The sequence below is a fragment of the Flavobacterium sp. Sd200 genome, assembly GCF_009826935.1.
Lineage (GTDB): Bacteria > Bacteroidota > Bacteroidia > Flavobacteriales > Flavobacteriaceae > Flavobacterium.
This window is the reverse complement of record NZ_WUMN01000004.1, coordinates 294,062-318,824: the sequence shown is the minus strand read 5'-3', so window position 1 is coordinate 318,824 and position 24,763 is coordinate 294,062. Positions and strand designations below refer to the sequence as shown.

Below are 24,763 nucleotides of genomic sequence, written 5' to 3'. Positions count from 1 at the left end.
ACCCCTACAACTGATCGGCTTTCTCCTTTTTGAAAAAAAACTTGAAATATTAAAAAAAACAACTAATCTAAACAAGTGTTGCATTCGCCCTCAATATTAAAGAGTGTTTGCACATCGGCAGGGCTAAGAACTCTATTGTAAACCCTTAGGTCGTCTATCCAGCCCCTAAAATCCTGGCCTATGTAATAATCAAGTGCATTTGCGCCTATATTGGTATATTCAAACTGTTGTGTATTTTGCAGCACCCCATCACGATATATTTTGGCTTCATACGTACTGGTAAGCGTTATTACAACATGGTGCCAGTTGGTTGTATCGGTATGCAATGCCGAAGTCTGGTTCCAGTTAATATCCCATATCTGCTGAAAATTAGCGGCACCGAACATAGGAGTGTTACCATCATAAACCGATAAATAAAATCCGTTTGTACCACCCGAACCTTTTGCAAAAAGAACTTCAAAATTACTCTGGTCGGTATTTTGCATTCTGAACCAAAGACTGATACTTAACTCATCACCATCTTTTATGGCATTATCAGCAGATGATGTTACCCTTAACGATTGGTTTCCGTTAAAAGAAATAGCACATCTGGAATTACCGCTACGGTCGTCAACAAAAACAGTATCGTTAGGTGCTGTCACCACACTTCCCTTAAGATCATTAACATTACCCGAAAACGGCATGTAAAGTTTTAACCCATCAGTAAGTATTGCCGGATTATCACATGGCTCTTCAGGGTCTACAGGCCCTTGGTCGCAGGCATCTATAGCTGTGGTTATTACCTGCTGCAGCTGTATGTTGCTGTTAGCCGAAACCACTTCCTGTCCTGCAACGGTAAGCGTTACAGGATAGCTTATAGAATAGTATTCGTTAGCCCCTATATTTAACAAAACAGAATACAACTCTTCATCATTGTTAAGCATATAAGTATTTTCTCTTTGCAGCCTGCTGTTATAGCTAAACACCGTTATAGGATAATTTATAGCAACACAATCCCTTATATAATGTGCATTATCGTTACAGGCATCTACAAGACTTCTATATTGTGCCTCATTGTTTACAACAATCTCTGTATGATTGGCATATACAATGGTTACAGGAAAAACAATCGTCAGCACATCTGCCGCAGTAATAGTATTATTCTGCAAAGCCTCTTCTACAAGTACATAATCATTACTGCTGTTAACCGTAATATGCTGCCCGTTAGCAATAACCTCTACCGGAAGTTTTACATAGAAACAACTTGTACTGTCTATAACTGTACGTGTAATATTGTCGCTTACAGATATTGAGGTCAGCAATGCTGTAAGCTCCGACTCCTGAGTAAGGGCTGCCGTGCTGTTCTCGCTTACAGCATCGTTCTGACAAGACACTGCATAAACAAGCACCACCAGTAAAGCTATTGCAAATATATTTTTAAACCTGCCCATTTATTTTTTTCTGTAATATAATAACAACCCAGTAAATATTTACCCTACCTATATTTTATTTTTTATAAAAAAACCGACCCTTTATAGGGGTCGGTTGAGCAATTTTAGTGTAGTTTTCTTTTTCAAATACTATTACATTCCAAACAAATGATCAATTCCAAAAAAATAGATTACAGTATCAAAACAGGTAATAAAAAAAATACCCTACCTCAAAATTTTATTTTTTTTGAAAATTAAGAAGCTTCGTACTTAATTAACAATTTTCACAACATTGCTTTGCTTATCTGCCTCCCTGATATTTAAAAAATAAACACCTTTTTCAAGTTGGGGCAACTGCAATGGTACCTCCGTTTTTCCGGCTGCAAAAAATTTACTCTGCGCAATTGTGCTTATGAGGGTACCTTTTACGTCATACAATTGCAGAGTAACCGGACCACTATTTTTAATATCCAGCATCAGTACCGAATTTGCCGTAACAGGATTAGGGTAAACCATAAACCTATTTACGGTTTTATCAAAACTTTCTGTATCGGCAACTGCATCAACCGGCATTAAACGCGCCATTCTGAAGCCCATCATGACGGGACCCGTACCCCCGACCAGAATTTTATCATCGGGCTGAATTACTATGGCACAAAGATATTCGTGGCCAAGCCCTCCGAATGTAAATATATTGCTGCCATTATCCGCAAAAGTAATATCGGGCACACCATTCATATCATAGGCACTTACATTAAAATCGTAATTACTTGTTAGCCCGGAACTATAACCTACTATTAACTTACCCCTGCTCACGGCAACTTCCCTCGCCTGGCAAGAAAGATTTGCCCCCACATCATTATACAAAATGCCATTTTCGCCAAAACTTTCCACAAGGCTGCCGTTTGCCGATAGTTTTACTAATATACCAATATATTTAGTTGATGGCATAATACCACCCGCAATTATGATATCGCCATTTTCTAATACTACTATACCCGGCATATAGGTAATACCACTTATATGTGCAAGAGACACCCAGCCGGCATTACCAAAACTCTCATCAGGCAAACCTGTAGAAGTATACTTTACAACATTCATTGTATTATTAATCCTGCCCGAAGCCAGTATAGATCCATCAGGTAAAAGTTCCATTGCCGTAATTTCTTTACGTCTGTTCGTGTTAGCATGAGGATAACCATTCATATTAAAGGATTCATCTATAGTTCCATCCTCAAATAACCTAATTATAGAAAATTGAGAATCTCGTATACCCGCTAAAAGTATTTTACCATCCTGCTGTATTTTAACTACGTTTGCATTACTGGTGCCTTCCAAAGGAATTGTTAAAAAACCGGTTGTATTAAAAGTAGTATCTAAAGATCCATCTGTATTGTAACGCGCTACAGCTACATCTATAGTTGTAACACCGTTGATTATAATACTCGATGACCCGGCTGCAACTATTTTTCCATCAGGCTGCAACGCTATAGAGTTTATTGCGGCACTATCGCCAATTTGAGTAATTACCCTGCCGTTATCACCAAATTCAGCATCTAATGTTCCATCCTCTAAATATCTCACAATCATAAAACTTGTGTCAACATTAACCCCATAGCCCCCAGATGCCACTATTTTTCCGTCTGGCTGCAACACCATATCACTAATCCCCGCGCCAATATTGGCAGCAACCCGCCCATTTGTACCAAAATCAGGGTCAAAACTACCCGGCTGTCCAAATACACCAAGAGGCAGTAAGCAGCATAATAAAAATAAATGTAATGTTCTTTTCATAAAAATCGGTTATTTGTGTATTGCGCAAAAATAAGTAAACGCTAAAATATTTTAACAAAACACATAATTATTTTGTAAGACACATGTACAAAATTTTAAAATAGTTTGCCTTATGCATTTACTGTCAAAATAATTTATAATTTACGCCCTGTTTTAAAACACGGAATGAGCAGCGATAAACCAACCGGAATTTGCGAAGAACTAACCTTTGCCAACTTTTTTGCAAGCCATGCAAAGGCTTTGCGCAATTATCTTTATTATAAGTTTGGCAACCGGGAACAGGCAGACGATGTAACACAGGAAGCTTTTATTAAACTTTGGGAAAACTGCGCGAACGTTCCGCCCGAAAAAGCAAAATCGTTTTTATATACCGTTGCCAATAACACTACGCTAAACCAAATTGCGCACCAAAAAGTGGTTTTAGAATATTCTAAAAAAAACACTCAGAATGGCAGCGATAATCTTAGTCCCGAATTTTTACTGGAGGAAGAACAGTTTAAAGCAAAACTGCAAAATGCAATTGCCAACCTTAGCGAAGCGCAGCGCACTGCATTTTTGCTGCACCGCATAGAAGGAAAAAAATATCATGAAATTGCCGAAATCCTTGGCATTGGAATAAAGGCCGTTGAAAAAAGAATACATGGTGCGCTGTTGCAATTAAGAAAAGAAATTGATACTTTTAGGTAGGGTTTTTTACAACCCGGCTGTTACAACAAAAAACAGAAGGAAACAATGAACGAGGATGTTACCTTAGCAAAGTGGCTAAACAACGAAATGACCGAAAAGGAGCTGCATGATTTTATGCAAACCCCTGAGTATGCCACTTATAATAAAATTAAAGAGTATTCTGCGGAGCTAACTGCACCCGAGGCAGATATGGATACACTATATCAAAATATTACCCGTAATAAAAACAGAGCGAAGCAACCTAAGGTTCGCACATTAAACACCTGGATGCCACGTGTGGCAGCAATTTTTGTTGTTTTGCTTGGCGCTGCTTTCTTTTTATATGCATCGCACACCACAGAGCAAATGGCTGCTAATGGGCAAAGAAACACTTTTTTATTACCTGACTACTCTGAAGTTGTGCTTAACTCAGGATCTGAAGCCAACTACAAACAATTTAACTGGAACAACAACCGAAGACTACAACTTGAAGGAGAAGCTTATTTTAAAGCTGCCAAAGGCAAGACTTTTGATGTGGTAACTCCACACGGAACCGTAACGGTAATAGGCACACAGTTTAATGTTAAAGTACGTAACGGCCGTTTAGACGTTACCTGTTTTGAGGGTAAGGTAAAAGTTGCTTCAGGAAATGAGGTTGTATTTTTAACACCGGGCAAAAGCGTTGCCTACGAAAACGGTAAAAACCTTAATGTTGGAGATGATAAAAAAGCTGCTCCGGGATGGATAAACTATGAGACTTCTTTTGATAAAGAAAATCTGGAAAATATAATCAGTGAGCTGGAACGCCAGTATAACGTTAAGATAACTGTAACAGGAAATACAATACCGTCAAAGCGTTTTACAGGTACCATTCCCACAAAAAATCTTGATACGGCTTTAGATATTATCCAGGCTGTATATCATTTAAAATCATCAAGATCAAACAACAACACTATTATATTATCTACTGAATGATGCAGGGCATCAGGCATTTTTTAGTGCTCATTTTATTTTTTTTTTTCGCCTCCAATGCTTTTGGACAGGACGAGAACAAAAGTATTGAGTTAAAAAAAATACTGAACAGTATAAAAAATCAATATCACGTTAAGTTTAATTATGCCGAGGAAGATGTTGTGGGTCACTCCATTTTTCCGCCCCCACGACACCTCCCACTAAAAGCAATACTTATATATCTATCAAACCGCACGGGTCTTACATTTAGAGAAACGGGCGGTTATATCATTATATATACCTCAACAAAAACCGAAACAGAGCACCTGCAATGCGCCTATGTTATTGACGAATTTGGACAGCCAATAGAAAATGCGGTTGTTCAGTTTGACGGTGGTGTAAAAGTAGTAACCGCTGCCGATGGCTATTTTGAGATTCCCAAAAAAACACAATCTGTATATGTAGCGCAACTGGGCTATCAGGCTGCCATAGTACCTGCAAAACTGCCCGACAGCAACGACTGTCTTGAAATAGTACTTCCGCTTACCGTTCAGCAGCTCGATGAAGTGGTCACCGAGCGATATCTTACAACAGGTATGTCTAAATTAAAAGACGGTTCGTTTGGCATTAAGCCTAAAAAATTCGGTATACTGCCAGGACTTATAGAGCCTGACGTATTGCAGGCTATGCAGCAACTACCCGGAATAAACAGCATAGACGAAACAGTTAGCAATATCAATGTGCGTGGCGGATCTCATGACCAAAACCTGTTTATGTGGAATGGTCTTCGTCTTTTTCAAACAGGGCATTTTTTTGGGCTTATATCTGCCCTTAGTCCCAATCTTGCACATAATATCAAAATCTCTAAAAACGGAACATCGGCCTTTTATGGCGAAAGTGTATCGAGTGCCATAGATATTACATCACGCCCCGCAGACATCGGAACAAATACTACAAGTATAGGCACAAACATGATAAGTGCTGATTTTTATACCCGTATTAAAACCAACAAAAATGCTAATATAGAACTAACTGCGCGCCGCTCTTTTACAGATGTTTTGGCTTTTCCTGCCTATAATAAATATTCTAAGCGAATTTTCCAAAATACAGTGGTTACTGCTCTTAGCAACAGTACCGATGTAAATTATAAAAGCGATAAAGAGTTCTATTTCTACGATTTTACGGCACAGTACCATCAAAAAATAGGCAAAAGGCATCACTTTTATACCGATGTAATAGGCATAAACAACAAACTGGATTTTACCCAAGGCACCATTACCCAAACCAATGTGGTTACCAAAGCAAGCGGGCTTGACCAACTGACGTTAGGAGCAACCACTTTGTGGCGCACTAAATGGAACGAGAGTCATAGCACAGAAGTGGGCATATATGGTTCTTACTACAATGTTGACGGTATAAACCAGTCTATAGAATTTAACCAGATCACCAGTCAAAAAAATACCATACTTGATGCAGGATTGAAACTTTATGACAGGCGCATACTAACTCAGACATTTACCCTGCACAGCGGATACCAGTATAATGAAATAGGCATAAAGAACAGCGACAATATTAACGAACCACAGTACAACCGCAATGTAAAAAAAGTATTGCGCACCCATGCCCTGATAGGCGAGCTTGAATTTAGTCCGGAAAACGGCAGGATCTTTTCCCGGTTTGGCGTAAGGTTAAATTACATTGACCCGTTGGGTGCTGTTTATACCGAGCCCCGCATGCAGTTTACTTATGATATTGCAAACAATTGGAAAGTAGAAGTACTGGCCGAGAAAAAGAGCCAAACAGCCTCTCAGGTAGTGGAATTGCAGGCAGACTTTTTAGGCATAGAAAAACGCCGTTGGGTACTTGCCGATGATGCCGATATACCTATACAGCACAGCAATCAGGTATCTTTAGGAATATCTTATAAAAACAGAGGATGGTTAGTATCTGTTGATAATTTTTACAAGAAAGTAAAAGGAATTACCTCTAACGGGCAGGCATTTCAGGATCAGCTTGAGCTGGTGCAAACCACAGGAAGCTATACCGTTTATGGCACTGAATTTTTAGTACAAAAACAATTTAAAGACTTTTATGCCTGGCTTAGCTATACATGGAACAACAATAACTACAGCTTTAACGGCGTAGAACCTAAAAAATTCCCCAGTAATTTTGAGTTGGCACACACCATAAACTGTGCAGCTATATATGAGTGGAATAACCTCAAAATAGCCTTAGGAGGCAAATGGTTTACCGGAAGGCCAGTTACGCCACCGCTAATAAATGTGCCTGTATATAGCAGTAGCGGCATTCCATCTGTGGCTTACAGAGACCCTAATTCTGACCATCTTGGTAATTTCTTTCAGGCAGATTTTTCGGCGTCATATACTTTAAAACTCTCCGAAAAAACCAGCCTGCAATTTGGAGCCGCAGTACTGAATATTTTTGACCGCAAAAATATCATCAATACTTACTATCGCATAAACAGTAACCGGAATGGTGTCGAAATGGTCAATACCTATGCTTTAGAGCGCACCCCAAATGCCATGGTAAAACTCATTTTTTAGGATTTCATTTCCCTTTAAACAAAAAATCCGCCCATTGAATGAGCGGATTGTGTTACAAAGAATTTGTAATTTAGTTCTTTACAATTTTTTTAGTAGCAATCTGATTATTATCAAATTCTACCTGTACTACATAAATACCTTTTTGCAGATTAGTCATATCTACTTTATCAGATTTTGTTTGCAATACCGTTTGCCCTAAAGCATTGATCACCGATACATTTTTTATTTGCTGTCCGTTTGCTGAAATGGTAGCAATGTTGTTTACCGGATTAGGATATACGCTTATGTTGTTTGCTTTAAATCCTTTTGAGCTCATTGAGCTATCAGAATATCCCTGAACGTATACTGACATTGGGAAATATCCATGGTCGTTTGTAAACAATGCCGATGGTACATTCATTTTATAGCTGTGTTGTCCGGCTGCAAGTGTGCCAAGTTCTACCACACGGGTTTCTATTTTTGCACCTGGGCACCAGGCACGTCCTGTCCAGTAGTTAAGTGGTCTTACAGAAGGACCATAAACTCCGTTGCCCATGGTATTATACACCCTGTAAGGTTCACAATCCCTCCCCGGTCTGAATCTAAGTTTCTCTACATTGTCAAGATAAACATAATGCAGGATGTTCCTGTATTCTTCGCTGGTAGAATAAAAAGACCCGTGGTTAGAAACTACAACATAAAACTTTGCATTTTGCACTTCTTCGCCAAAATCAAAATTTATGGTTCTTACAGTTTCGTCCAATTCATCAGTACCCTGCCCCATGTTGTTCGTTTCGGTAGCCTGAACATAATCTTTAAGTTCAAACTTATAAGAAAGCCATTCAAAATGATTCTCACCCAATACAAGATCAGGATCATTTTCAGTAACAAGCTCTAAAGTTCCTTTATAAACATCATTCCTGTTGTTGCAAAGGCCGGTAGATAAAAAGTCCCATTGCGCACCACCCTGGTCGGCACTTGGCCCACCCTGATGCCCATATATCTCAAGCTCAAACCAAAAATCATATTCGGCTGCCAGAATAGGGTCATGAAGTATTTGTGCAATATTATCTGCCTCAAAAGTATAAGGCACCTGCGTTGGCGTCTGTGTAATATTGTTCATAAACGGTGTAATAAACCTGCCCACTTCTATCCTCATTACATCTTCATATACATAAGAAGTTGAATTTTTAGGTACAAAAGCAAGGTTTACGTTCCCAATACGGTCATAATCATCACACAAAGCCTCTGCCAATACATTTATGGTAAGTCTGTTACCTATAACGGCTATTTGCTCTTCGGTAAGTTTTTTACCATACGACCAGTTTTTACTGCGTACAGTGCCTTCAGGAACGGGCGTGTTTACAGGGCCGTCATACATACCGTAAAATACTACTTCGTCAAATACAGTAAGCACTGCGGGTAAATCCTGTGCTGTTGCCTTAGAACCAAACATGGCGGCACAGAGAGAAAAAATGAGTAATGTTCTTTTCATAAACTGAAATATTTTATGGTTGAAATTTAATAAAATATTTCCATTAACGTTACATTAGCACGGCTTTTAACCCACCATACCGCAATAAAACACTAATTTGCTTTAAAAAGTTATATTTAAAACTGAAAGTAAATAAATGGCTGCGGCCCGGCCGATGCAGCAGCATATACCAACCAGAAAACAAAGCCCAAAAGAATTGCTTTTATGAGTAACGGTGTTTTAAAAAATGCCTTATTTAGACTGTTGCTGAAACTTTGAGGCAATAAGTGCCATGCATATCCTATTACCATCAATCCAAACACATTTTTATAACCCAAAATGATCGTTTGCCAATGGTCGGGCTCAAAGGTTAAGTTGCCAATATTGTTTATGAGTTCTAAAGCTGTGGTAAAATCTTTTGCACGGAAAAATATCCAGCAAAATGCCACAAAGTGGAATGTAAGTATTACTGCTATGATCTTCCATAGAAAAGCTGCTGACTTATTTTCTGTCTCCTTTTTAGGGAAGAATTCCATCCAAAGTTTATGTACTGCCAAAGCAAGACCATGCAGTGCCCCCCAAATAATAAAACGCATGCTTGCCCCGTGCCACAACCCTCCTAAAAGCATGGTGGTAAAAAGGTTGACATTAGTGTACATTGTCTTTTCCTTTTGCTTTGCCAGTAAAAAGGTAAGAGAGAACAAAACTGTCGAGGCGACACCTACTATTAAAGGAACACTGCTTATGTGCGAGTATTGTATTCCCCACACTACAAGCCCGAAAAAGAACAGTGCAGGAAATAAAAATCCGGCAAATGAGCCATGCCTGTTACCCCCTACAGATATGTATAAAAAGTCTTTTAACCAAGTAGATAGCGAAATGTGCCACCTGCGCCAAAACTCGGTAATGGAAGCCGATTTATAGGGTGTGCGGAAGTTGGTAGGCAACTTAAAGCCTAATAGTAATGCAATACCGATAGCCATATCGGAATAGCCCGAAAAATCACAGTATATCTGTATGGTGTAGCCATAGGCAGCCATAAGGTTTTCAAAAGCTGTATAACTGTTTGGCGCATCAAAAACACGGTCTACAAAGTTGAGCGATATATAGTCGGATATTACTGTTTTCTTGATAAGCCCTCCAATAATTAAAAAGAATGCATTGTTTACATCGGCCTTGGTTAGCTCCAGTTTGGCATATATCTGCGGAATGAAATCTTTTGCACGAACAATAGGACCTGCCACAAGCTGCGGAAAAAATGACACAAAGAAAAGATAATCAAGATAATCTTTAGCCGGGGTTATTTCTTTACGGTAAATTTCTATTATATAACTGATAGACTGAAACGTGTAAAACGAAATACCTACCGGAAGCATAACTTTGCCAATGGTATAATCCAACCCGAAAAGTTCGTGTGCGCCATCTAATATAAAGTGGTTGTACTTAAAATAACCTAAAAACGTAAGGTTTACAATAACACTAAACCACAGGTAAACTTTACGTTGAATTACCCGCTGTTCGCGATATAAAAAGTAACTCAGTGTATAATCTACCACCGAAGAAAAGATGAGCAGGATAAAATAAACCTCGCTGCACAGGTAATAAAAATACAGCGAAAATGCAGCCGTAAAAATAATACGCGCCTTAAAATTGCCTTTTATAAGAATATAAACGGCATAAAAAATAACGAACAGCCTTAAAAACTTAGCCGTGCTAAAAAGCATAGGCTCATCAGGATTGTATAAAAACCAATCCCTTAAAGTCTCGTTTGTAATATTCGGCATTATATCCGTAAACTGCATTAGTTTTTGCTGGTTTTAAAATTATCGTAACCCTTTAAAAAAGCTTCGCTAAACAATCGGGCCTGTTTTTCATAGCCATCTTTGCTGTAGTGCACCCTGTCAGTACTCATAAGTCCGCGCGCAGCATTGCGCGGCACGCTGTATAAGCCTCCTATTTCGCTAAAAAGATCCCAGGTGGCATAGTTGCCATTGGTTTCCTGAACCTGTATCTCCTTAGCATAAGCAGCAACAAAAGTGTTTACATATTTCCTTCTGAAAAGCGATGGTGGCGGTGTCATGACCAGTATACAGGCATTTTTATTTTTAGCCCTCACATTAGCAATAAACGTATTAAGCTGCGCCATATAATCAGGGGTGGTCATTTTATCAAAGCTTTCGTTTGTGCCCAATGATATTATAATGAGATCCGGAGTTAAAGCCGGTAATTGCTCGAAAAATAGTGGGAAACGGTTGTAGTCGCTCGCTTTTGCTCCATTAACACCTATACTATGATAAATAACTCCGGGAGTGTCATTTTCAAGTACCAATCCGCTAAGGCTGTATTCTTTGACACCTTCATTAGGCAGAAGGTATATTTTAGACAACTCTTTATTGCTGTGATAAAAATGCGAAAGCGAATCGGCCTGCAGTTCCAACGGAATAAACTCCGACCTCCTAACCTCACGCTTCTGCATTTCGTTGGTAGGTATTTTAAGCGTTCTGCCCGCACGTATATTGTTGTTTTTTAAACCGTTCAGTTTTTTTATCTGGGCAATAGTAACATCATATTTATTGGCAATACTTCCCAACACCTCTCCACTCTTTATACGGTGCGTTATTTTTTTAGGCACAGTACTTTCCAACACCACGGTTTTAGAACTTGTAGCTACATCAAAGGCAGCTCCATTGTGTGGTGTGATAATTTTAAGCGTATTAAACCGGTAAGCGCTGTCTTTAACATTAAGCTCTACTGCAAAGCTTTCGCGTGTTTTAAGTGCAATGCCGCTAAGCCCTATTTCCATACCGCCCTCTGCCGGATAAATAACCCTGCGGCTGTTCCATGACGTGTTGCTCTTAAAACGTGTGCTATAGCTACCGTTGGTTTTTGCTAACTGGTGCGGAAACGTAAATCCTGCCCCACCGTTGCCAAAACGTTCCTGCATTTTTTTACGGATAACATTCGTCATCAGGTCGGCCTGAATGTGGGAGTCGCCAATATGTACAATGTTTACCTTACCTGCCTTTTGCTGTTCCAGCAGATACAATTTTTCGTACAGCAACTTAAGCGATGATGTATTGGTAATAACATTTGGCCCAAGTACCTCTATCGAATCTACAACCGCAACAGTATCAATAGCAATACTATCGGTAAACACCTCAAGGGTATCTACCTGCGCATTAGCCTTTAAAAAGGCAAAAAAGCATACTAGTATGGCGGTCAGTTTAATTTGCACTCGTTGTATCTTTCGGGGTTGTAATGGAATCTTCTTTTTTAATAGTATTGACAGGCGGATTAACCGGAACTACTGCAGGCCTGACTGGTACAGTTGTCGCCGGCTTTGTAGCTGCCCCCTGTTTTGCAGGAAACTGCGGTGTTTTGCCAGTTGACGGAGCAGCCGGTTTTAGCACAGGCTTGCCCGCTGCAGGAGTTGCTGGCTTAAACGCCGGGGTGGTTGTTTTTGGCACAGCGGTTTTAAACGAATCTACAGGCTCTTCGGTTGCAGGTGTAGGCTGGGGTGCTATAACATCTGAAGGTAATGGTTTTACACCTCTCAGTTTTTTATACTTAACGTACCCCTCATTCAACTGGTTGTAAATAAGGTCGGATATTTTTTTAGATCCACGGAAATTAAAATGCGTATAGTCTTTATTAGCCAGAGCCGGAAGTTCTTCTACCCACTTAACCATAGAACCATCGCCCCCCATAAGTGTGTACAGGTTTACGTAACCCGACTGTGTGTTTACCGCATAGCGCTTTTGTGCCTGTGTCAATGGTACTACAGCCGAATCGGTTTTCATCTCAAGTCCGTATTTAGTCGATTTATCGGCGGTGGAAATAATCAATATAGCCACACCGGGGAAACATTCTCTTAAATGCTCTACCACACGTGCCATGCGCTTTTCATACCACGAATAGTTAAGCGAACCATAGTTAAGCACGTTGGTGCCATAGTGCAGCACGATAAGATCATAACCAAGCTTCTCGTTAAACGCCTGCATCAGCTTGGTATCGAAGCTGCCAATAGGCAGACCGGAATTGCCGCGGTTGCTAAAGTTGTCTACATGCACACCTTTGCCATCGTCGAAATTAAAGCCGTAAAACGGAATAGAGTCGGCCGCTACAAAATTTGTTTTAAAGGTTTTAAGCCCACCATTGGCAATAGAAAGCGTATTGAGTATGCCTGATGGATTTAGCTTTTTAATAAGGGTATCGGTACCAATAATAACCTGAGCAGATGCTTTTGCATTGCCGCTCCTGCCATAGAACAGGGTTGGATTATTAAGCTCAGACAAGTGACTCAGCCTGCTGGCTTTATATTTTACCCACACCGGGTCTACAGTGTCTTTCTTTACAAAAAACACATGACCGTTAATACCAAAAGGTTTAAGCGGGTGCTTTACATTTAAGTAGGACTGTGTTTTCCAATTCGAAGAAAACTGGTGTGTAAGTGTGTTTCTTGATGGGGCTGACTCCGACGTGATGTTTACAAACCCCACACCTTCACCGCCAAAACGAGCCTGCAGACTGGCGCGCAAATCTTTCACGATCATGTCGCCATCGGTCATAGAATCGCCAAAGTAGGCAATGCGCACGTTACCCTGTTTTGCAGTTTCCAACTTTAGCAATTTTTCGTAAAAAGCTATAAGGTGCTGGAAGCCTTTGTAATCTTCATAAGTTTCAGCAGGGAATTTTATACCGTTGGTTTCCTCAAAAGTAATCTTGGTGTTGGTCAGTGTGTCTTTGCCCACCGGTGCGTGTTTAGCCTCCTCTACTGCTTCGAGCATAGTACTGTCTACAACCACATTTTTAGTGTTGGCAGTTTCGGTAAATATTTTTTCCGGCAGGTAGGCCTTAAACATTACCATGGCGGCAATGGCAAGTACCACTATTGCAAACGACTGAAAAAAGTAGGGTTTATTCTGGCTCACAAAAAAGTTTGTTTATGACTAAAAATTACATGCGTTCCGGCACTTCGATGCCTAATAGCTCAAATGCCGATTTGATGGTTTCGCCCACCTTTTTAGAGAGTTGTATCCTGAATATTTTTTCGGTTTCCTGCTCAGCGCCAAGCACAGGCACGCTTTGGTAAAAAGAGTTGTACTCCCTAACCAACTCGTAAGTATAGTTTGCAACCAATGCAGGGCTGTGACTGTCGGCAGCCGCCTGAATAACGTCAGGATACTGGCTTACAATTTTTATCAGCTCTTTTTCTTTTTCATGCAGGTCAACCTGTGACGCATCTAATGATGTTGTTATATCAAAATCGGCACGACGCAGCAGCGACTGTATCCTTGCATAAGTGTATTGTATAAACGGCCCTGTGTTGCCTGCAAAATCTACCGATTCTTTAGGGTCGAACAGTATGCGCTTTTTAGGGTCTACCTTAAGTATGTAATATTTAAGCGCGCCAAGGCCAATAATGCGGTACAAACGGGCTTTATCTTCAGCAGAATAGCCTTCAAGTTTACCCAGTTCTTCGGCAATGTTTTGAGCTGTCGCTGTCATTTCTGCCATCAGATCGTCGGCATCTACCACGGTACCCTCACGGCTTTTCATTTTACCGCTTGGGAGGTCTACCATACCGTACGATAAGTGATACAGATTAGCCGCCCAGTCGTAACCCAGCTTTTTAAGGATAAGAAACAGCACTTTAAAGTGGTAGTCCTGTTCGTTGCCCACGGTGTACACCATGCCGCCCACATCGGGGAAATCTTTTACACGCTGTATGGCGGTACCAATATCCTGTGTTATGTAAACCGATGTACCGTCTTTACGCAGTACCAGTTTTTCGTCAAGCCCGTCCGGGGTAAGGTCTATCCAAACCGAACCGTCTTCCTTTTTGTAGAACACGCCTTTTGCAAGGCCATCTTCTATAATATCTTTACCTAAAAGGTAGGTATCGCTTTCATAATAATTTTTATCGAAGTCTACACCTATTTCAGCAAATGTGGCGTCGAAACCACTATACACCCAGCTGTTCATTTTCTCCCAAAGGGCTTTTACCGCAGGGTCGTTAGCTTCCCATTTAAGAAGCATTTCCTGGGCTTCGATAATTATAGGAGCTTTTTTCTTGGCTTCATCTTCCGTAAGACCTTCATTTATCAAGTGATTTATCTGGTCTTTATATGCCTTATCAAACTCCACATAATATTTCCCAACCAACTTATCACCTTTAAGGCCGGAAGTTTCGGGAGTTTCGCCATTGCCAAACTTCTCCCACGCCAGCATGCTTTTACATATATGTATGCCCCTGTCGTTAATCACCTGGGTTTTGTACACTTTTTTACCCGATGCCTTTAAAATATTAGCTACCGAATAGCCCAACAACACATTACGCACGTGGCCTAAGTGCAGTGGTTTGTTAGTGTTAGGCGATGCATACTCTACCATTACGGCTTTGCCTTCGGTATCTGTGGCAACAGCACCAAAGTTCTCGTCGGCCTTAATTTCGTTCAGGAAGTTTATGTAGTAAGCATCGGCAATAACAATATTAAGGAAACCGCCCACCACGTTAAAGCGGTCTACAATGTCGCAGTTCTCTACCAAATACTGGCCAATTTTATTTCCCAGTTCGGCAGGGTTGCTTTTTATAAGCTTCAGCAGCGGAAAAATAACCACGGTAATATCACCCTCAAAATCCCTACGGGTAGCCTGCAGTTCTACCTTTTCAAGAGAAACATCAAACAGGGCGGCCGCCGCTTTTTGTATTTGGGAAGTAAGTATTTGTGATAGTGCCATTTTATATGTTTTTTTAAAGCGTGCAAAGATACGTATATTTTAGCAACGCACTGAAACGAAAATATTTAAATTGTTTGTTAAAACACCACATTTAAGCCCTCCAGAACACGCTGCTGTAAATCAAATATTTATAGATGAAAACTTATAGCTGTTCTTACAATAAAAAAACACCGGGTCTATATTTTTTTTCAGCCCCATTATATTGGGAAACAGCCGGATATTGTTTAAAATGGGTTTAAATAGATATTTTGTATTCATTTTCCTGTAACAAAACAGGTTTTATTTTGTCTTATAGGCAAACAATAACTAACGGCTTACAAAGCTATCCTTTAAAAACAATAAGATGAAATTTAAACTGTTATTTATGCTCCTTTTGGGCAGCATCATGACGCTTACTGCACAAACTCCGGGCAGTATATCGGGCAGGGTTACCGACAAAACCTCTAAACAGCCCCTACCCTATGTTAACATTGTGGTTAAAGAAAATGGCACTGTTGTAAACGGTGGCATTACCGATGATAACGGGGCATTTTCTATTAAAAAACTGGCACTTAAAAACTATACTGTAGAGGTGCAGTTTATGGGTTTTAAAACATTTACAGCTCCGGCATCATTAACCGAGGCCAATAAAGAAGCAAACCTTGGCACCATAGTTTTGACCGAAGAGGCGACTACGCTTGACGAGGTAAACATTGTAAAGGAAACCTCGACCATAGAGCAAAAAATAGACCGTAAGGTAATAACCCTCGGTAAAGACCTGACTACTGCGGGAGGTACTGCTTCTGAAATAATGAACAACATACCATCGGTTAACGTAGACCAGGATGGAAAAATATCGTTGCGCGGCAACCAAAACGTTAGGGTACTTATAGATGGCCGACCTACTAATATAGATCCTGCGCAGCTATTAAAACAAATACCGTCGTCATCTATCAAAAAAATAGAACTTATTACCAACCCAAGTGCCAAATACAACCCGGAGGGTATGAGCGGTATTATTAATATAGTGCTTAACAAAAATGCTAACGACGGTTTTAACGGCAGTCTTAATGCGGGTATCAATTTTGGCGAAACTCCAAAATACAACAACTCGCTCGACCTGAACTACCGCACCGGAAAGGTTAACTTTTTTGGTAACGCCGGAAGCAACTTTGGCAAGAACTTTATGAACGGAGGTGTTCTAAGACACGATATAGGTTCGGTTCAGGAGATAGACATTGTAAACGATAACGAATCATATCTCGCCAAAATAGGTATGGACTATTATATTAACGATAAGAACACGCTGTCAGCCTACACCAACCAAAACCATTTTACCGGTATCGCAGATATTAATACCTCTATTTTATACCCCGAAGATGCTCCCGATGAGTTTCAGGATATTCTTCAAAGCAATAAGATAGACAGCGATAACCGCAACAACACATACAACCTTGCATTTAAACACAAGTTTGAAAAAGAAGGACATACTCTTGATTTTGAAGGAAACTACAACGATTCTAAACAAACCCAAGATGCTGTTTATAACACAGTAATAGATAACTCTGCACCAGGCACATATAACGATTATGTACTAGACAAACGCGAGAACACCACCTTAAACCTCGACTATGTAAACCCACTTAACGAAAAAACTACGTTAGAGCTTGGCGCCGAAGCAAGGTTAATTCGCAGCGATAACACCTACAACACTACCAATCCTAACGTTACTACGCCGGCACTGCAAAACTCAGTGTATGCTTATGACACCGATATATATTCAGCATACGCTACTTTCGGGCAAAGACTTGGCAAATTTAGTTATCAGCTTGGTGCACGTTTAGAACATTTTAAGGCCGATGCTAATTTTAACCGTGGCGAAACTACGTTCCAGAATAAATATTTTACAGTATATCCGTCGGCATATTTAACCTATAGCGTTAACGATAATAATACTTTACAACTTAGCTACAGCCGACGTGTAGACCGCCCAAGTCTTGAACAAACAAAACCGGTAAGGGAGTTTAGCACTCCATTGGTTACCTCATTAGGAAACCAGTTCCTTACTCCGCAGTTTACAAACTCTGTTGAAGCTAACTACACCCGAATGTTCGGCAAAGGATCGTCTATTACCGGAGGTGTGTTTTACAGGCTTATAAACGACGAGATAAGCCGAGTGCTTTATCCGGACGAAAACACAGAAAACACACAGGACCAGATAATGAGCTATGCCAACTTTTCTAACAATAACGCTTTTGGATTTGAACTATCTGCAAACTATAAAATATTAAAATGGTGGGACATACAGCCTGCAATAGATTTTTCGAGCATTAAGCAAAGAGGAGTTGTTTCTGTATTGATTCCGGGTACTGTTGACGAATACGAGCCTACATTAAAACGTATTACTGCATCGGCTTTCAATGCAAGGCTAAACAGCAACTTCAGGGTTAACCAACGCCTTAGTTTCCTACTGTTTGGTTTCTATCGTGGTCCGGTAGACGGCGTGCAGAACAACAGTAAAGAAATGTATAAAATAGACAGTGGGGCGCGCTACACGCTTCTAGACAATAAAATGACTCTTAGTCTTCGTTTTAACGATATGTTTAAAACACAGCGCTTTGGATTTGATGGTCTAAATCCTTTCCCACAATCAGGAGAATTCCGTTGGGAAAGCCGCACTGTATATTTTGGACTAAACTATATGTTTGGTGGCGGAAAGAACAGAGCTATGACACGTAAATATCGTGAAGACAACACCAAACAAGGCAGTGGCGGTATGTTCTAAGCCCCACAACACAATCACGGCATTAGCGTAATGCAATTTCATAATTAGGTGGCAGACCCCGTAACAATTGTTACGGGGTTTGTTTTTAAAACAAAAGCCTGTTGAAACTTGTTTCAACAGGCTTTTCAATATTATATTATCATTCCATTTAGGAATTGATTAACCTAATCAAATCAGGAATTGTTTGATTGCATATAACTATGCAGCAGCAGTTTCAGCTTCTTTGTTTATTTTTTTAACTAAGCCTTGCAATACATTGCCCGGGCCAACTTCTGTAAATAAAGTAGCACCATCTGCAATCATATTTTGTACACTTTGTGTCCATTTTACCGGAGCAGTAAGCTGGGTAATAAGGTTAGCTTTAATTTGTGCCGCATCACTAACAGCTGTAGCAGGTACGTTTTGATACACCGGGCACACAGGATTAGCAAAAACAGTATTTTCTATAGCAGCTGCAAGCTCTTCGCGGGCAGGCTCCATCATTGGCGAGTGAAATGCACCACCTACAGGCAGTATCAATGCTCTTTTTGCTCCGGCAGCTTTAAGGGCTTCGCAGGCAGCTTCAACCGCTTTGGTCTCTCCGCTAATTACTAACTGACCCGGGCAATTGTAGTTTGCTGCAACCACTACACCGTCTATAGAAGCACAAACATCTTCAACAATTTTGTCTTCAAGACCCAGTACGGCAGCCATAGTGCTTGGTGTAATCTCGCAGGCTTTCTGCATAGCGGCTGCACGTTGCGCTACCAGTTTAAGGCCGTCTTCAAAGGTTAGCGCCCCCGCAGCTACAAGCGCACTGAATTCTCCAAGAGAGTGACCTGCAACCATATCCGGCGTAAAACTGTCACCCAACGTTTTTGCAAGTATAACCGAATGTAAAAATACAGCAGGCTGTGTAACGTTGGTCTCTTTTAATTGCTCGGCAGTGCCTTCAAACATTATATCGGTAATCCTGAATCCAAGGATCTCATTTGCTTTTTCAAATAGTTCTTTGGCCTGGGCGTTGTTCTCATAAAGTTCTTTACCCATTCCTGTGAACTGGGCTCCCTGACCCGGAAATACATATGCCTTCATAGTATCTTGTTGTTTAGTGTTTTATTTTGCAGGCACAAAAGTAATGCTTTTTATTATTTAAATACGATTAACAGACTTTTGTACATAAAGCTCCTGCAGAACCACATTATTTCAGTGCATAAAAAAAGCCCGCACTGTTGGACAGACAGGGCGGGCAACCAAATACATAACACCGGGAACTAAAAACCCGGCAAAACAAAACTAATTGGCACTAAATTGTAATTACAGTATAAAATACGGATCGTCTGACGGTTGTATTTCCTGTAATTTTATTTCTTTAGGTTTATTGTCATCTTCAAACTCATTTCGGTACTCGTGTACCATTTGCATAAGGTTATTCTCTATAGTGTTGGATATAGATATCATAGGAGTATCTGTTGGCCTGTTATCAAAAGGGTCTTCGAGGTGGATGGCCATTTTTTCGATAAGAAAACAGGCTGCGCCAATAGTTGCCACAACCGGAATTTGCAGGTATCCTAAATAATCTTTAAGTCCAAAGGGCAACAGAATAATGAACAGGCATAGCGTAAAGCGAATATACAAACTGTAGGTAGTAGGAAAGATCGTGTTTTTAATACGCTCGCATTTACCCATTCCGTCACATAAACGGGTGAGTGTGTTATCTACCTCCACCTGCTGATATACATTCATTCTGCCGTCATTCAAAGCTCTTTTTAATTCTTTGGCATGCAGCATTAATATTGCATTAGGTACATGCTTAAAGTTTTCTACAAAGCTAAACTCTTCTTTGCTAAGCAACGTTTTTACAGGCTTAACAGGATCTTTACCTCTTAAAGACTGAGCAAGACTATAACACCAAGCGGCCTGTCTTTTTGCAAAACGCTCTTTAAAATCGTTAGTTTCAGGGGTTTCATCAGTGCTGTCATAGAACAATATAACCTGTCGCAACAATGTGCGCGAGTCATTTACAATACCGCCCCATACAATGCGTGCCTCCCACCATCGGTCATATGCCTGATTGCTTTTAAAAGCCAGCAACAGCGATATGATGGTACCCAAAATTGTAGGGATTGCAATCGGTATATTTATTGAAGTAGCATTATACAGATGATGAATCAGTTCAAAACCAATAGCATACACTATTACCAAGGCAAGTTCAATTTTTATTTTACCAAGAACGTATTTTAGGGGTATTCGTTTTTTTAGCAACATGACCTACAGTAATTATCTTTTCCTCTTCTTCATAAAATGTGTTTTAGACTTTAGAGGAGCCATGACAGCAGATACAACTGTTTTTCATAGCATTATGCGCTCATGTAGCCTTACAAAACAACAAACAAAGTATTAAAAAATATTTAAAGGAAAATTAAAATTACATAAGAATTAAAATTAAAAATTTTAATCTTTTAATGAATGTTTGTATTAAAAACGATATTTACAACGGTACCTTTTCCTGGTTCAGATTGTATTATGAGCTCGCCTTTGTGCATACGGATAATTTTCATTGCAAGGGGCAGCCCAAGGCCATACCCATTATAGCGGGAGGCTTTTTTCCCACGAAAAAAAGGCTCATAAAGATAAGGGATATCTTCTGGCGGAATACCAATACCAATATCGGTAATGGTAATTTTAATATTTTGGCTATTAGCAGATAAAGAAACAAATACCTCTTCGTTATCGCTATACTTAACCCCATTGGTTATAATATTGCTAATGGCAAGTTCGAGCAAAGGGCGATTACAGGGCAGTGTTAGCTGGTTGGCATCATCCGGAATATCATTAAGATTTATAGTAATGCGGTTTTCCGGATATAGCTTATCGAGCTCGCATTTAACATCCAGCAACAATTCATCCATCCTTACATTATCCTGCACCTGTTTAGTACCGTCGTAGCCGGTTTGAGTCAGCTTTAAAAGACTCTCTGTAAGATTAGCCAGCCTTGTAGCTTGTTTTTGAATGTTGTTAAGCACCCCCTCATATTCCTCCGGTTCGCGTTCCTTTAGCAACGCAATCTCAGTTTCTGCAATAATAGTGGTTACAGGGGTTTTTAGCTCGTGCGATGCGTTGTTTATAAAATTTGCCTGTATCTCAAAGCTGGTTTCCAGCCTGTCGAGCATGTCATTAAAGGTTTTTGCAAGGTCCGATATTTCATCTTGTGGGTCGGCAGCCGGGGCAGGCAGCCTGTTGTGCAGGTTGCTTGCGCTGATGCGCTGTACTTCGGCAGTAATATTTGCAACAGGGTTCATTACACTTCTTGCCAAAAAGCGGCCAAAAATAAAGGCAAGTATAAAAAAGGCAAAGCCGCACACAATCATTATACGTGTAATATATAAGGTAGTAGTGTTACCTCTTCTGTCGCGGGCAGTTACAATAACCATATACTTTACATTGCCCTCATCAAATATCTGGGCATAGTAATAATGACTGTCTTCCTCCTCTACCCATGCCGATCCGTCTTTCATAACACTGGCATAAAAATCGGGCGGCAGGTGTAGTTGGGTGTTATACTCAAAAGACGTAGGCCCGTTTACCCTCAGCACATAATCCTTTTCCTCTATAAGTTCGGGCAGGCCGCGTTCACGCAATAACCTGTAATAATGTGCTTTTTGCGGATCGTTTTGATAATGGATGCTCGCCACTATCTTAGCGCGGTCTACCAAACGCTTTACAAAGTAATATTCGTTATTGCGTTTAAACAAAAAAAGCACCACTATGCAAAGCAACAGCATGCTTATGCACGATAGGGTTACATAGGTTACGGTAATTTTTTTGCGAATTTGCATGCGTTATGGCTTTACCACATAGCCAAGGCCTTTTATGGTATGTATAAGTTTATGTCCGTAAGGCTTATCTATTTTTTTGCGGATGTAATTAATATATACATCCACTACGTTGGTGTTCATATCAAAATTAATATTCCACACGTTGTCCAGTATTTTTTCGCGGCTCAGTATAGTGCCACTGTTTTTTGCAAGGTAATGCAGCAGGTTAAACTCTTTGGCGGTGAGCACAATGTTTTCGCCGTTGCGCTTAACTGTTTTGGTACGCATGTCTATCTCAAGATCTTCTATAACAATACTCTCGGCAGCTTTATGTTCCTGCGATGCCCTGCGTGCCAATGCGTTAATTCGCGCCTCAAGTTCTGCAAACCTGAATGGTTTAGCCATATAATCGTCAGCCCCGGCATTTAGGCCTGTAACAATATTATCGCTGCTGTTAAGTGCCGTTAGCATTAATATAGGCACATAATTGTTTGCAGCCCTAAGCCTCCTGCAAATCTCTATACCGTTAATATCGGGCAGCATAACATCCAGTACTACAACATCATAGTTTCCGGTTGTAAGCATTTCTATAGCGGTAGCACCGTCTAATGCGGCACTTACATCATGGTTTTTTTCTGACAATCCTTTGCGTATCACCGATAGCAATGTGGGTTCGTCTTCTACAATTAGCAGTTTCATGCAAAAAGGGTTTGTTGCAAAAATAACGATTAGGCTCTTATAAAACGCAATAAATGTTGATTTCACTGAATATTATGTAACATCTAAACGATGTAGGTCTGCTATATAGCTATTTTTAATGCGAAATTTTTAGTGAATCGTATTTATATATTTGTTGTAAAAAGCATGTGTAACATTTTATATTTTATACGACAAATAAGCAAAACAACCAAAACCATGAAAAAAACGTTAGCCATTATTCCTTTGGCCCTTGTTGCCTTTTTATTTCTTTACATTGGCAGACCGATATTTAACTTCGGTTTTATACAGTTGCCAATAATGCTTTTGTTTCTGCTGTTGCTGGCCATGTTGCTATTGCTCAGCACGGAATATTCGGGAGGCAAAACAAAAATAAAAATAACCAAACTGCACCGCCCTCTTTTAATAGGCTTTATAGTTGTGCTGGCTTACACTATAATTGCCCCACTGGCTACCAGCCTGCCCATGTTTAGAACAGAGGCTTACCGAAACATGATAGGTAAAGTGCACAACGGCGAAAAAATAACGAACCATATTGCACCCATCGCTTTAGACCGCATTCGCGTGGTAGACGAACCGTTGGCAACACTGCTTGGCGAAAAAATATTAGGATCAGACCAGGGACTGGGCAGTAAGAGTGAACTTGGAGAATTCTTTATCCAAAAGGTAAATAACCAATTGTATTGGGTTGCGCCGTTGCTGCATTCGGGCTTTTTTAAATGGCTTAACAATAAAGAAGGTACCGAAGGCTATGTTATGGTTAGTGCCACCAACGAGCGCGATGTAAAACTTGTGCAAAATATTAATGGTAAAGACCTTAAAATAAAATATCAACCTGCCGCCTTTTTTGGAAGCAATATAGAACGTCACCTGTATTTTAACGGTTATGCAACCACCGGCCTTGCCGATTATAATTTTGAGATAGATGAAAGCGGGCATCCGTTCTGGGTAGCCACTAAATATAAAAAGCGTGTAGGTTTTTCGGGTAACGATGCTGTAGGGGTTGTTACTGTAGATGCACAAACAGGCGATATTAAAGAGTACGATCTAAACAATGTGCCTGACTGGATAGACCGTGTACAGCCAATATCGTTTATTATAGACCAACTTAGCGACTGGGGCGAATATGTACATGGCTTTTGGAATTTTAGTAATGAAGACAAGCTTATGATTACTGAAGACCTTACACTGGTATATGGAGATGACAACCGTTCGTACTGGTACACGGGTGTATCATCGGTAGGTAAAGAAGAATCGGCTGTAGGTTTTATGCTGGTGGATACCCGTACCAAAGAGGCTACGATGTATAAACAAAGCGGTGCGACAGAATATGCAGCGCAAAGCTCAGCTGAAGGTAAGGTTCAGGAAAAAGACTATCGAGCCTCCTTGCCTATACCATACAACATTAACGGAATCCCAACTTATGTAATGACACTTAAAGACGGTGGCGGACTTGTAAAAATGTACGCCATGGTTGCCATTGGCGATTATACTATTGTGGGTGTGGGCAACACCATGCGCGAAACGCTTATGAGCTACAAAAATGTGTTTAACATGGCTGGAAACCGCATCAACCCTGATACCAAGGCCAATCGCAAACAATTAAAATCTGTTGTAACCCGTATTCAGAGCGATATTAAAAACGGCAACAGCTTTTATTATTTTACTGTAAACGGTTCGCCTAAAATATTTATCGGCTCATCGCAATTATCTAATGAGCTGCCGGTAACCATTGTGGGCGACAGTATCAACATTTCTTTTGATGCCGATACCGAAGAAGTCATCGATGTTTCTACATTCGACAATATAAAACTCAGCAAATAAAGCAGGGTTCTACAATCAATAAAAAACTCCCAAGCCAAGTGGTTTGGGAGTTTTTGTATATATGCATTGTTCAGTTTTAAAAA

Annotated in this window: 16 protein-coding genes; 5 read left to right on the top strand and 11 right to left on the bottom strand. The window is 40.2% G+C overall.

Annotated elements, in window-relative coordinates; translation table 11 throughout:
• Positions 1-62: 62 nt before the first annotated feature.
• Positions 63-1,430 carry a LamG domain-containing protein gene (locus GR160_RS13290; RefSeq protein ID WP_160750360.1) on the bottom strand — a complete coding sequence of 456 codons (1,368 nt, stop codon included), beginning with the start codon at positions 1,428-1,430 and terminating at the stop codon, positions 63-65.
• A gap of 249 nt (positions 1,431-1,679) precedes the next feature.
• Positions 1,680-3,203 carry a T9SS type A sorting domain-containing protein gene (locus GR160_RS13285; protein ID WP_160750359.1) on the bottom strand — a complete coding sequence of 508 codons (1,524 nt, stop codon included), beginning with the start codon at positions 3,201-3,203 and terminating at the stop codon, positions 1,680-1,682.
• Between the two features lie 165 nt (positions 3,204-3,368).
• Between GR160_RS13285 and GR160_RS13280 the strand changes: the two genes are divergently transcribed.
• The 3 genes from GR160_RS13280 to GR160_RS13270 are packed head-to-tail and all read left to right on the top strand — an operon-like array spanning position 3,369 to position 7,384.
• A complete protein-coding gene (locus tag GR160_RS13280; protein ID WP_160750358.1) occupies positions 3,369-3,890 on the top strand; it encodes an RNA polymerase sigma factor in 522 nt (173 codons plus the stop codon).
• Between the two features lie 45 nt (positions 3,891-3,935).
• Positions 3,936-4,844: a FecR family protein gene (locus GR160_RS13275; protein ID WP_160750357.1), complete on the top strand. Its 909-nt coding sequence runs from the start codon at positions 3,936-3,938 to the stop codon at positions 4,842-4,844.
• A complete protein-coding gene (locus GR160_RS13270) occupies positions 4,841-7,384 on the top strand; it encodes a TonB-dependent receptor plug domain-containing protein (RefSeq protein WP_160750356.1) in 2,544 nt (847 codons plus the stop codon). The genes GR160_RS13275 and GR160_RS13270 overlap by 4 nt, the downstream gene beginning before the upstream one ends.
• Positions 7,385-7,454: 70 nt before the next feature.
• Here GR160_RS13270 and GR160_RS13265 read toward each other — a convergent pair whose 3' ends face one another.
• The 5 genes from GR160_RS13265 to argS form a co-directional block, all read right to left on the bottom strand.
• The gene (locus GR160_RS13265; protein ID WP_160750355.1) at positions 7,455-8,858 is read right to left on the bottom strand and encodes a peptide-N-glycosidase F-related protein; all 1,404 of its coding nucleotides are present in this window, start codon (positions 8,856-8,858) and stop codon (positions 7,455-7,457) included.
• A gap of 116 nt (positions 8,859-8,974) precedes the next feature.
• Entirely contained in the window at positions 8,975-10,639 is a 1,665-nt protein-coding gene (locus GR160_RS13260) for an MBOAT family protein (protein ID WP_160750354.1), read from the bottom strand.
• Positions 10,639-12,072 carry a LysM peptidoglycan-binding domain-containing protein gene (locus tag GR160_RS13255; RefSeq protein ID WP_370519222.1) on the bottom strand — a complete coding sequence of 478 codons (1,434 nt, stop codon included), beginning with the start codon at positions 12,070-12,072 and terminating at the stop codon, positions 10,639-10,641. The genes GR160_RS13260 and GR160_RS13255 overlap by 1 nt, the downstream gene beginning before the upstream one ends.
• Positions 12,062-13,768: a hypothetical protein gene (locus GR160_RS13250; RefSeq protein ID WP_370519221.1), complete on the bottom strand. Its 1,707-nt coding sequence runs from the start codon at positions 13,766-13,768 to the stop codon at positions 12,062-12,064. The genes GR160_RS13255 and GR160_RS13250 overlap by 11 nt, the downstream gene beginning before the upstream one ends.
• A gap of 25 nt (positions 13,769-13,793) precedes the next feature.
• Positions 13,794-15,578, bottom strand: coding sequence for an arginine--tRNA ligase (gene argS, locus GR160_RS13245; protein WP_160750353.1), 1,785 nt, complete (start codon positions 15,576-15,578; stop codon positions 13,794-13,796).
• 343 nt (positions 15,579-15,921) lie between these two features.
• Between argS and GR160_RS13240 the strand changes: the two genes are divergently transcribed.
• The gene (locus GR160_RS13240) at positions 15,922-18,342 is read left to right on the top strand and encodes a TonB-dependent receptor domain-containing protein (protein WP_160750352.1); all 2,421 of its coding nucleotides are present in this window, start codon (positions 15,922-15,924) and stop codon (positions 18,340-18,342) included.
• 198 nt (positions 18,343-18,540) lie between these two features.
• Here the strand turns inward: GR160_RS13240 and fabD are convergent, their stop codons facing one another.
• The 4 genes from fabD to GR160_RS13220 form a co-directional block, all read right to left on the bottom strand.
• Positions 18,541-19,416, bottom strand: a complete 876-nt coding sequence (fabD, locus tag GR160_RS13235; RefSeq protein WP_160750351.1) for an ACP S-malonyltransferase — start codon at positions 19,414-19,416, stop codon at positions 18,541-18,543.
• Positions 19,417-19,638: 222 nt separating this feature from the next.
• Positions 19,639-20,589, bottom strand: a complete 951-nt coding sequence (locus GR160_RS13230) for a bestrophin family protein (RefSeq protein ID WP_160750350.1) — start codon at positions 20,587-20,589, stop codon at positions 19,639-19,641.
• A 194-nt stretch (positions 20,590-20,783) separates the two neighbouring features.
• Positions 20,784-22,160, bottom strand: a complete 1,377-nt coding sequence (locus tag GR160_RS13225) for a HAMP domain-containing sensor histidine kinase (protein ID WP_160750349.1) — start codon at positions 22,158-22,160, stop codon at positions 20,784-20,786.
• A gap of 3 nt (positions 22,161-22,163) precedes the next feature.
• A complete protein-coding gene (locus GR160_RS13220) occupies positions 22,164-22,838 on the bottom strand; it encodes a response regulator transcription factor (protein ID WP_160750348.1) in 675 nt (224 codons plus the stop codon).
• A gap of 216 nt (positions 22,839-23,054) precedes the next feature.
• Between GR160_RS13220 and GR160_RS13215 the strand changes: the two genes are divergently transcribed.
• Positions 23,055-24,680 carry a hypothetical protein gene (locus tag GR160_RS13215; RefSeq protein WP_160750347.1) on the top strand — a complete coding sequence of 542 codons (1,626 nt, stop codon included), beginning with the start codon at positions 23,055-23,057 and terminating at the stop codon, positions 24,678-24,680.
• Positions 24,681-24,763: the final 83 nt, after the last annotated feature.

Excerpts from the sequence above, each read along its gene's own strand:
- GR160_RS13290 (WP_160750360.1), bottom strand. The coding sequence starts at position 1,430 with ATGGGCAGGTTTAAAAATATATTTGCAATAGCTTTACTGGTGGTGCTT.
- GR160_RS13285 (WP_160750359.1), bottom strand. The coding sequence starts at position 3,203 with ATGAAAAGAACATTACATTTATTTTTATTATGCTGCTTACTGCCTCTT.
- GR160_RS13280 (WP_160750358.1), top strand. The coding sequence starts at position 3,369 with ATGAGCAGCGATAAACCAACCGGAATTTGCGAAGAACTAACCTTTGCC.
- GR160_RS13275 (WP_160750357.1), top strand. The coding sequence starts at position 3,936 with ATGAACGAGGATGTTACCTTAGCAAAGTGGCTAAACAACGAAATGACC.
- GR160_RS13270 (WP_160750356.1), top strand. The coding sequence starts at position 4,841 with ATGATGCAGGGCATCAGGCATTTTTTAGTGCTCATTTTATTTTTTTTT.
- GR160_RS13265 (WP_160750355.1), bottom strand. The coding sequence starts at position 8,858 with ATGAAAAGAACATTACTCATTTTTTCTCTCTGTGCCGCCATGTTTGGT.
- GR160_RS13260 (WP_160750354.1), bottom strand. The coding sequence starts at position 10,639 with ATGCAGTTTACGGATATAATGCCGAATATTACAAACGAGACTTTAAGG.
- argS (WP_160750353.1), bottom strand. The coding sequence starts at position 15,578 with ATGGCACTATCACAAATACTTACTTCCCAAATACAAAAAGCGGCGGCC.
- GR160_RS13240 (WP_160750352.1), top strand. The coding sequence starts at position 15,922 with ATGAAATTTAAACTGTTATTTATGCTCCTTTTGGGCAGCATCATGACG.
- fabD (WP_160750351.1), bottom strand. The coding sequence starts at position 19,416 with ATGAAGGCATATGTATTTCCGGGTCAGGGAGCCCAGTTCACAGGAATG.
- GR160_RS13230 (WP_160750350.1), bottom strand. The coding sequence starts at position 20,589 with ATGTTGCTAAAAAAACGAATACCCCTAAAATACGTTCTTGGTAAAATA.
- GR160_RS13225 (WP_160750349.1), bottom strand. The coding sequence starts at position 22,160 with ATGCAAATTCGCAAAAAAATTACCGTAACCTATGTAACCCTATCGTGC.
- GR160_RS13220 (WP_160750348.1), bottom strand. The coding sequence starts at position 22,838 with ATGAAACTGCTAATTGTAGAAGACGAACCCACATTGCTATCGGTGATA.
- GR160_RS13215 (WP_160750347.1), top strand. The coding sequence starts at position 23,055 with ATGAAAAAAACGTTAGCCATTATTCCTTTGGCCCTTGTTGCCTTTTTA.